At 73.4% G+C, this 4,266-nt stretch carries 3 protein-coding genes and 1 pseudogene; all 4 read right to left on the reverse strand.

The features are described 5' to 3' along the window. Positions 1-384: pseudogene (locus B7767_RS15440) on the reverse strand (serine/threonine protein kinase); the annotation flags it as partial. 22 nt (positions 385-406) lie between these two features. Further along, the gene (locus B7767_RS15445; RefSeq protein ID WP_085572700.1) at positions 407-1,738 is read right to left on the reverse strand and encodes a hypothetical protein; all 1,332 of its coding nucleotides are present in this window, start codon (positions 1,736-1,738) and stop codon (positions 407-409) included. 99 nt (positions 1,739-1,837) lie between these two features. Next, positions 1,838-2,881: a glutamate ABC transporter substrate-binding protein gene (locus B7767_RS15450; protein ID WP_179167158.1), complete on the reverse strand. Its 1,044-nt coding sequence runs from the start codon at positions 2,879-2,881 to the stop codon at positions 1,838-1,840. Between the two features lie 35 nt (positions 2,882-2,916). Next, positions 2,917-4,266 (reverse strand): hypothetical protein (locus B7767_RS15455; protein ID WP_085572701.1); only part of this gene is annotated, 1,350 nt, incomplete at its 5' end.

Consider the following 4,266-nt stretch of genomic DNA (forward strand, 5'->3'; position numbering starts at 1 on the left):
ACCGGCACCGAGACGGCCCCGGCCGGACGAGCCGGCGCCCGCGCCGGAACTGCGCACCGACACCGAGCGGCCCGTGGGCCGGCCCGACAGCGAGCGGGAGAGCCGCCCGGAGACCGAACGGCGGGACTTCGACGACTGCGACGACGTCCGGGAACTGCGGCCGCTGCGGCCGCTGGAACGCCCGCTGCCCGCCGAACCGCGCGAGCCGCGGCCGCCCACCGTGATCCCGGTCGGGGCCGAGCCGACCATGCCGGTCGGCGACACCACCGGGGCGAGGCCACAGGTGTCGCAGTACAGCTCGCCACCGCCGACGTCCTCGTACGCGCCCCCGCACTCGGGGCGCTGGCACCCGGTCCCGGGTGCCCGGTTCTCCGGTTCGCTCATGACGCGGCCTCCCCCTCGTCGCTCATGCGCCGGGCCCCCTCCGGTCGTCGGACCCGCCCTGGTCCGGTACCCGGGGCGCCGTGCCGAGGACCTCCGTGGCCGCCTGCTGGTAGCGCAGCACCGCCCGGTCGGCGGCGCGCAGGTCACAGGGCGCGCTCCACAGCATGCGGCGCGCCTTCTCGTACCGCTCCACCAGGACGGGGTCCTCCGCCAGACCGTGCCGGGCCACCTTCGCCTTGTACGCGTCCAGCCGGCCGCGCAGCTCGGCACGGACCGCCAGCGGCGCCGTCACCGCGGTCAATGACTCCCGGGCGCGCAGCAGTTCGTCCTCCGCCTTCTGCTCCAGGGACTCCAGGAGCGGGGACAGGCGGTGCCACTGGGCGTGTCTGCGGTACTCCGCGGCCGTCGACAACTGCTCCTGCAGCACGGTCGGCGGTCCGCTGACCACCGGCACCTCCGTCGCGGCGATCTTCGCCAGCACCTCGCCGCGCGCGGTGCGGGCCTCGGCGAGGGTGCGGTCGGCACGGGAGAGCACGTCCCGCAGCCTGACGATCCGCTTCTCGGCGTCCTGGCGGACCGTCAGCACCGCGTCGATCTCCCGGCGCACGTCCTCCAGCGCGCGCGCCTCACGGTCGTAGACCGTGGTGTCGGGCCGTCCGCCGCCGGGCGCCGAACTGCCCTCCGCCCGCTTCCAGTACGCCAGCGGGTCGGACACCACCTGCTCGCGCAGCTTCGCCAGCGTGCGGGTGATCCGCTCCAGGTCGTCACCCGCCGGATGCTCGCCCGGGCGCACCCCGACCGAGTGCGCGAGCCGGCTGGTGCGCTGGAGCTCGGCGGCGAGCAGATCGATCCGGGCGGGCAGCGCCGACCACACCGCGTCGGCGGCGACGACCATGTCCAGCGAGGTCGCGTACAGCTCGTTCATGCGGTCGACGAGGGTGGCGAGCGAGTACCGCTCGCTGAGCTTCCCCGGGGAGGCGTGGAGCGTCGGCGCGTCGGCGGCCGCCGCACCGCCGGCCACGGTCACCGCGTCGCCGCGCAGCAGCTCCGTCAGCTCCACCAGGTCCTCACGGCTGGACCAGCGGCGGCGGGAGCGGATGTTCCGCGCCGTGCGCAGCGCGTCCGTGTACGCGTCGAAGTACGTCCACAGCAGCGTGATCGACGCCTCCGTGGCCGTCCAGCGCTCCTCGGTGATGCCGGTGAGCCGCGCGCCCTCCAGGAGTCTTCGGCCCGCGTGGTCCTGCAGGGCGAGGAGCGAGGTCTCGATCGCCTCGTGCTCCGCGCCGAGCCGCGCCAGCGCACGGTCCACCTCGTCCCGGTCCATCACCGGCCCGGTGGGATCCGTGTCGGCCATCGATCACCTCTCGCTGGGGGGTTGTTGACGGTTGGGGTGTGTCCGGCTGGGGTCGTCGGTCCGGGATCGGTTCGGGATCGGTTCGGGGGCGCTCCGGGGTCAGCTCTCGCGCAGGTACTCCGGGGCCGGGGGCCTCGACCCGGAGGAGTCGTCGCCCAGCGTGGCCGACAGCCACTCGTCGTACGCGTCCTGCCAGCCGTCCGTGGTGTCCTCGCGGAAGTCCACCAGGATCCGGTTGACCCGGCGCACCAGGTCGTCCGCGTCCTTCTTCATCGCCACGCCGTAGTACTCGGTCGTGAAGGCCTCGCCCTTGAGCTGGACCGTCGGATCCTGCGCGGCCTGGCTGGCCGCGAGCGCGCCGTCGGTGACCACGGCGTCGACCTCGCCGAGCTGCAGCCGCACCAGGCAGTCGAGCTGGTTGGGGACGGTGGTGCGGATGTCGGTGGACGCCGGCAGGTCGCCCGCCTCCTTGTCCGTCTCCAGCTTCGTGTACGCGGTCGAGCCCGTCGCCGTGCAGATCTCCTGGTCCGCGAGCGTCTCGTCGTACCCCTCGATCGGTGAGGACTTCGGGGCCAGGACCTGCTGGCCCGTCCTGAAGTACGGCGCGGAGAAGGCCACGTCCTTGATGCGGGCGCAGTTGATCGTCATCGTACGGACGACCATGTCGACGCGGCCGGCCTTGATCGCCGGGATGCGCTGGTCGGTCGGGATCGCCTTGAACTGGACCGCGTCCCGGTCGCCGAGTATGTCCTCGGCGATGCGGTGCACCAGGTCGATGTCGAAGCCCTCCAGGGTGCCGCTCTCGCCGCTGTTGGGGTCGCGGTAGCCCCAGCGGTAGCTGTTCTGGTCGACCCCCACGATCAGCTTGCGCTTCTCACCCCGACGGTTCTTGATCGCCTCGATGGTGGGGCCGTCGGCGTCGGAGGGGGAGAGGGTCTGCTTCTCCGGGGCCGTGCAGTCCTCGTCCGCCTGGGCCCGCGCGGCGTGGGACACGGTCTGGCCGGTGGTCCTCGAGGGGCCGCCGGCCGGGGGGCCGGTGCAGGCCAGTACCAGCGCGAAGACCAGGGCCAGGGCGCAGGCGGTCGCCATCGCACCCACTCCGCCCCAGCCCTTCAGGCGGGCCCGCAGGTGTCGTGCGATCATCGTCATGGCCCCCTTCGGTTCGTCCACGCGGCCGTTCATCGGTACTCCGACAGCCTGCGGCCGATGCCCAGCACCGCGCCGGCCGCGCCCAGTACGGCGAGGACGGCCGCGCCGGCCGGCAGGCCCGTCAGCGCGTCCCGGCCGTCGCCGGCCGCCTGCTCGAACTCGTTCTCCTCGTGCGCGAGCGCCGTGGCCAGGTTCTCGTCGACGCTGTCGAAGCACTCGCCGGTCGCGCCCTTCGCGCCGATCACCATGTCCAGCGCCTGCTGGTAGTTGCCGTTCTCGTCCTGCTCACGGGCCGCCGCGTGGCGCTTCTTCCACTCCGTCATGTTGCCCACCGCCGAGTCGACCGGCTTCTCGCCGCCGGCGTCGTCCGCGAGGCGCCGCGCCTGTGCCAGGCCCTTGGCGAGGGCGTCCATGTCGCGGCCGAAGTCGTGGTCGTAGGCGTCGAACGTCTCGTCGCCGACCTTCGTCGTCTCGGCGCCCCGGGCCACCAGGGTCAGGTTCTCGTTGCCCCTCGCCTTCAGGGAGGCGATCCGGGCGTCGTGCAGCACGTCGAGCGAGCGGACGCCGTGGTCGTAGGAGTCGTTCAGGCCCGAGCGGGCGAGGGTGTGGCCGGCCGTCAGCCAGATGAGGACGACCGCGGCCGCCGCCGTCGCCGCCACCAGGCCGTGGTTGAGGACCCTGTTGGTGCGCAGGTAGTTGCGGCGCATGACCCAGGCGAGGGCGGCCAGGGCGGCGACGCCGAGGGCGATGGCGGGCCAGGGGTAGGGGGTCGCGTCCGCGTAGTCGTCGCGCAGGCGCTGGTTCTCCTTGGTGTAGAGGTCCTCCGCCGCCGGGAGCATCTCCTTCTGCATCTTCTCGTTCGCGTACCGCAGGTAGGCGCCGCCGACGGGGAAGCCCTGGCGGTTGTAGGTGCGGGCGCGTTCGACCAGGCCCTTGTACTCGGGGAGCAGGCGGTTGAGCTTGGTGATCGTCTCCGCGGAGGGGGAGCCGGGGTCCGAGTTGGCCGCGGCGTTGACGAGCTTCGCGGCGGCCGTGCGGATGTCGTTCTCGTAGCGGTCCCTGGAGGCGGCGGTCTCCTGACCACCGGCCAGGAAGCCGCTGGACGCGGCGGTGTTGGCGTCGGCGAGGGAGCGGTAGATGTCGGCGGCGTCCGAGCTGAGGGGCTGACTGCTGGTGAGGACGTCGTCGGCGGCCGTGGCCCGGTCGGTCATCTGCCAGGCCGTCACCGCGCCGAAGGCGACGACGAGGACGGCGAGGAGCGCGCCGATGATGCGGAGGCGGCCGGGTTCGGTGGTGGCGGCCCTGCGGAGGCGGTCCGCGCCCTCGGCGAAGGCGGTGCGGCGGGCCTCCGGCGGTGGCGGGGCGGGGGTGGGGGTGGG

The sequence above is a fragment of the Streptomyces sp. 13-12-16 genome, assembly GCF_002114215.1.
Classification (GTDB): Bacteria; Actinomycetota; Actinomycetes; order Streptomycetales; family Streptomycetaceae; genus Streptomyces.